Genomic DNA, 5,224 nt, shown 5'->3' with positions numbered 1-5,224 from the left:
CTATGCCTGCGACAGCCGCAACATGGCGGTCTGGTGCATGCACAACCCCGTGCGCTACTGCTTCGTCGCCACCGGGGGGCCGGTGGTGGTTTTCGACTTCCACAACTGCGAGCACCTCTCCGACGGCATCGAGGTGATCGACGAGGTGCGCCCGGCGGTCTCCTGGTTCTACTTCGAATCCGGGCCGCGCAGCGCCGAGCTGGCCGGGGTCTGGGCGGCGGAGATCGCCGACCTGGTCGGGCGCCACGGCGGCGGCAACCGGTGCCTCGCCGTCGACAAGTGCGATCCCCTGGGCACCGCCGCGCTGCAGGCCCTGAACGTCACCCTCCACGACGGCCAGGAGGTGATGGAGCTGGCCCGCGTCATCAAGGGCCCGGAGGAGATGGCGGCCATGCGCACTGCCATCGCCGTCTGCCAGGAGGCCATGGGCGAGATGCACCGCCGGCTGACGCCGGGCATGACCGAGAACCAGCTCTGGGCGATCCTCAACCACGTGAACGCGGCCAACAACGGGGAGTGGATCGAAACCCGCCTGCTCGCCGCCGGCGGCCGCACCAACCCCTGGTTCCACGAAAGCAGCGACCATGTGATCCAGGCCGGCGACATCGTCAGTTTCGATACCGACCTGATCGGCCCCTACGGCTACTGTGCCGACGTCTCCCGAACCTTCCTATGCGGCGAGGGCAAGGCGAGCGACGAACAGCGCCGCCTGTTCCGCCTCGCCTGCGAGCAGATCGAGTTCAACACCGCGCTGCTGAAGCCGGGCCTCAGCTTCCGCGAGCTCTCCGAGACCGCCTGGACGATGCCCGCCTCCTGCGCGGCCAACCGCTATTCCGTGGTGGTCCACGGCGTCGGGCTCTGCGACGAGTATCCCGCCGTGCGCTACGACAAGGACTTCGCGCGCTCCGGCTACGACGGACTGTTCCATACCGGCATGACCGTCTGCGTCGAGAGCTACATCGGCGAGGAAGGCGGGCATGAGGGCGTGAAGCTGGAGCAGCAGGTGCTGATCACCGAGACCGGCAGCGAGTTGCTCTCCGATTTCCCCTACGAGGAGCGGCTGCTCAGCCGGGAAGTCTAGCGCCGCGCGCTCTTCCGTCACCCTCGGGCTTGTCCCGAGGGCCCATGGTGCGGTCCGCTGGGACCTTCGCCGGCATGGTTCTGGTCTGGCACGTCCATGGATGCTCAGGACAAGCCCAAGCATGACGGGGTAGAGAACGTCTAAAGCGCCTCGCCCTTGACCAGGCGGGGCAGGTCGCCGACCAGGCCCATGGCGTGGCGCATGAAAAAGCGCTTCAGGGGCGGCAGGCGGTTCACCGCCGCCAGACCCAGGTCCCTCAGCAGGCGCACCGGCGGCAAGTCGTTGGAGAACAGGCGGTTCAGCGAGTCCGTCGCCACGATCAGCGCCATGGTGTCGAAGCGCCGCCAGCGCTGGTAGCGCTGCAGCGCGCCGGCGCTGCCGATGTCGAGGCCGAGGCGCCGGGCATCGACGATGCATTCCGCCAGCGCCGCCACGTCGCGCAGGCCGAGGTTCAGTCCCTGGCCGGCGATGGGATGGATGCCGTGGGCGGCATCGCCCACCAAGGCCAGGCGCTGGTCGACGTAACGCTCGGCATGCAGCAGCGCGAGTGGGTAGGACCAGCGCCGCGCCGACCAGAGGCTGAGCGCCCCAAGGGAATCACCGAAGCGGCGCTGCAGCTCGCCGGCGAAAGCCTCCGGCTCCAGCGCCAGCATGGTGGGGGCAAGGGCGCTGCGCTCGGTCCACACCAGGGAGGAGCGGTGGACCGTCTTGCCGCCTGAATCCGCAGCATCGGTCATGGGCAGCAGGGCGAAGGGCCCCGACGGCAGGAAGTGCTCGTGGGCGACGCCGTTGTGGGGGCGCTCGTGGCCCACGGTGGCGACGATGCCGGTCTGCGGATAGCCGATCTCGGTGACCGCGATGCCGGCGGCGGCGCGCTGGGCCGAGCCGCGTCCGTCGGCGGCGATGAGCAGGCGGGCGCGCAGCTCCGTGCCGTCGTTCAGGCGGGCGTTGACGCCGCCGGTGGTGCGCGACACCGAGACCAGCTCCGCCGGCGCGCGCAGCTCGATCCCGGCCAGGGTCTTCGCGCGGTCCAGGCAGGCACGGCGGATGGCAGTGTTCTCGACGATGTGGCCCAAGGCCTGGGCCGCGTCCGAAACCGCCCCACCGGCTTCCACATCGCGGTGGCTGAAGTGCAGGAACAGCGAGGAGGCGCCGCCGCGCAGGGGCGCCCCCGGCGCGCCGTCGGAGATGCGGATGTCGAGGATCGGCGAGGCCGCCGCCGCCATGCCGTCCCATAGACCGAGCACGGCCAGCGCCTGCCTGGAGCCGCGGGCGATGGCCGAGCCGCGGCCGTCGAAGGCCTCCTCGCGCATCGCCGCCGGGTCCATGCGGTCCACCACCAGCACCGACAGGCCCGCCTCCGCCAGGGCGGTCGCCAGGCTGAGCCCCACCATGCCGCCGCCGGCGATCAGCACCTCGCTCTCGTGTCGCTGCGTCACCCTGCCCTCCGAACGTCCGCACCCAGCTATCGCCCGCGCCCTCGGCTTTGTCCAGACGCGGCTTGTCGCAGGGCCTTTGGGGACAAACCGCCACGCCTAATCGCTCGTGTGCTGCCTATAATTTCATCGCAGTGCAGCATATGCCTAACAAATGTGCAATTACATTGCCCGCCACAGGATCGGCGCGCCCTTGCTGCAATGCATCAAAGCCACCGAATTCCGCGGCTTTCCGGCGATCCATGGCGGTTTGGCACGCTTCTTGACTCTGCACGAAGGAGACACCGGCGGTCCCTTGGGCAGCCGGCGGTTCCGGGCCGTACGGCCCGGCGGGGGCCCAGTGGGTATGGGGCATCCGTTTCGTTTGGTGCTTGTGAGGAAAGGGGATAGCCGCGTCATGAAGATGGTTATGGCCATCATCAAGCCATTCAAGCTCGATGATGTGCGCGAAGCGCTCACGGGAATTGGCATCGAAGGCCTGACGGTCAGCGAGGTCAAGGGCTACGGCCGGCAGAAGGGGCAGACCGAGATCTACCGCGGGGCGGAGTACTCGGTGAACTTTCTTCCCAAGGTGAAAATCGAGGTCGCCGTCTCAGACGACATGATCGGGCAGGTCGTCGAGACCATCCAAAGCTCGGCCAACACCGCGCGCATCGGCGACGGGAAAATCTTTGTCATGGACATTGGCCATGCGGTGCGCATCCGCACCGGAGAGACCAATGCCGAGGCGCTTTAGGAAGGAATCCAAGACTATGAGTACGAGGGGCAACACCATGAAGCGGACCGCCGGGATCGCCGGCCTCGCCGGGGCGGCGCTGCTGCTGGCCACCACGCCGGCCCGCGCCGAGGTCTCCGCCGAGACCGCCTTTGTCTTCAACACCTTTTCGTTCCTGGTGAGCGGCTTCCTGGTGATGTGGATGGCCGCCGGCTTCGCCATGCTGGAATCCGGCCTGGTGCGCACCAAGAACACCGCGACCATCTGCCTGAAGAACATCGCGCTCTATTCCATCGCCGGCATCATGTACTACGTCATCGGCTACAACCTGATGTACACCGATGTCGGGAGCTACATCGGCTCCTTCAGTTTCCTCTACAACACCACGACCGCGGAAGCCGAGCTGGTCAGCGCCGGTGGCGACGCCACGGCAGAGCAGCTCGCCCTGGTGCTCGACAACAGCACCTATTCGGTGATGTCCGACTGGTTCTTCCAGATGGTCTTCGTCGCCACCGCGGCCTCCATCGTCTCCGGCACCCTGGCCGAGCGCATCAAGTTCTGGCCCTTCATGATCTTCGTGGTGGTGCTGACCGGCATTCTTTATCCGATCCAGGGCTCCTGGACCTGGGGCGGCGGCTGGCTCACCGAGATGGGCTTCTCCGATTTCGCCGGCTCCACCATCGTCCACTCGGTGGGCGGCTGGGCGGCCCTGGTGGGCGCCGTCATCCTGGGCCCGCGCAAGGGCAAGTACGGGGCCGACGGCTCGGTGCACCCGATGCCCGGCGCAAACCTGCCGCTGGCAACGCTGGGCACCTTCGTCCTCTGGCTCGGCTGGTTCGGCTTCAACGGCGGTTCGCAGCTTGCCCTCGGTTCGGCGGCAGACGCGGCAGCCATCGCCATCGTCTATGTGAACACCAACCTGGCGGCCTGCGCCGGTGTGGTGGCCGCCATCATCCTCACCCAGATCATCTACAAGAAGATCGATCTGACCATGGCCCTCAACGGCGCCATCGCCGGCCTGGTGTCGATCACCGCAGGCCCGGACGTGCAGAACCACCTGATGGCGCTGTTCGTCGGCGCCGTCGGCGGTGCCCTGGTGGTCTTCGCCATCCCATTGCTGGACAAGCTGAAGGTCGACGACGTGGTCGGCGCCGTCTCCGCCCACCTGGTGGCCGGTGTCTGGGGCACCATCGCCGTGGCCCTCAGCGCCGACAGCTTCTTCAGCCAGTTGACGACCCAGCTCGTCGGCATCGTCGCCATCGGCGCCTTCATGGTGGTCACCAGCGCCATCGTCTGGTTCGCCCTGAAGACGACCATCGGCCTCAGGGTCGACGAGGAGGAAGAGGAGATGGGTCTCGACAAGGCGGAACTGGGGATGGAGGCCTATCCTGAGTTCGGCCACGGCTCCCAGTCGCTCTAGGAGACCCGGTTCATGCGTTCACTCAGGTGACCGCACCCGGCCGGACCGGGGCCCCGCAGCTTTGTTTGTCGGGGTCCCCGGGTCGGCCGGGAGCGGTCATCCTCTGCCAAACTGGCCCGGAAGCACCGCTTCCGGGCCCTTTTTTTTTCGGGCCCGAGAACATCAGGCCCCTTACTCAGCCTCCATCTCTTCGATGATCGCCTGGACGTGGGGTTTGGCCTCTTCCCAGGACATCCCATGGCGGAGTCGCGGATCGTAGAGGATGCGCAGGAGCTTGTAGTCGACTTCCGTCAGTTCCGAGGACCCGGCCCAATCGCCAAAGACGCTGTCATGAGCGCCGTTGACATCGTTCGTCAGTCCGGTGGTGTGGCCGAGCTCCTGGGCAATGCACGCCCGTCGCTCGGCAGGCGGGTGCCTTTCGGGAATGTGTACGAAGAAGAACAGGTCACCGCTGTCACGCCCGGAGACGCCGACACTGCAGCTAATTTGGAACTGCGATAGAAACGGAAGCCCCCGTTCGACCCGCCTGCGCATGTAGTCGTCCCACTGTTCCTCTGTGGCAAACCTGATGC

Annotated in this window: 5 protein-coding genes; 3 read left to right on the top strand and 2 right to left on the bottom strand. The window is 67.0% G+C overall.

What is annotated here, in order from left to right:
* Positions 1-1,081 (top strand): Xaa-Pro peptidase family protein (locus tag Q0996_RS09415; protein WP_299618106.1); only part of this gene is annotated, 1,081 nt, incomplete at its 5' end.
* 140 nt (positions 1,082-1,221) lie between these two features.
* On the opposite strand, the gene Q0996_RS09410 is transcribed toward Q0996_RS09415, so the two are convergent.
* Positions 1,222-2,520 (bottom strand): FAD-dependent monooxygenase, encoded by a 1,299-nt coding sequence (locus tag Q0996_RS09410; protein ID WP_299618104.1) that lies wholly within the window; start codon positions 2,518-2,520, stop codon positions 1,222-1,224.
* 394 nt (positions 2,521-2,914) lie between these two features.
* Here Q0996_RS09410 and Q0996_RS09405 point away from each other — a divergent pair, with 394 nt between their 5' ends.
* Positions 2,915-3,253 (top strand): P-II family nitrogen regulator, encoded by a 339-nt coding sequence (locus tag Q0996_RS09405; RefSeq protein WP_299618109.1) that lies wholly within the window; start codon positions 2,915-2,917, stop codon positions 3,251-3,253.
* Positions 3,254-3,269: 16 nt separating this feature from the next.
* On the top strand, positions 3,270-4,652 hold the full coding sequence (gene amt / locus Q0996_RS09400; RefSeq protein WP_299618102.1) for an ammonium transporter: 1,383 nt from the start codon (positions 3,270-3,272) through the stop codon (positions 4,650-4,652).
* 171 nt (positions 4,653-4,823) lie between these two features.
* Here the strand turns inward: amt and Q0996_RS09395 are convergent.
* Positions 4,824-5,224, bottom strand: a 401-nt coding sequence (locus Q0996_RS09395) for a DUF2927 domain-containing protein (RefSeq protein ID WP_299618100.1), incomplete at its 5' end; no start/stop codon positions are given.

Source organism: Pelagibius sp. (assembly GCF_028289705.1).
Taxonomy (GTDB): domain Bacteria; phylum Pseudomonadota; class Alphaproteobacteria; order Kiloniellales; family Kiloniellaceae; genus Pelagibius.
Note: the sequence above shows the minus strand (reverse complement) of the source record. Positions and strands in the feature narration are given on the sequence as shown.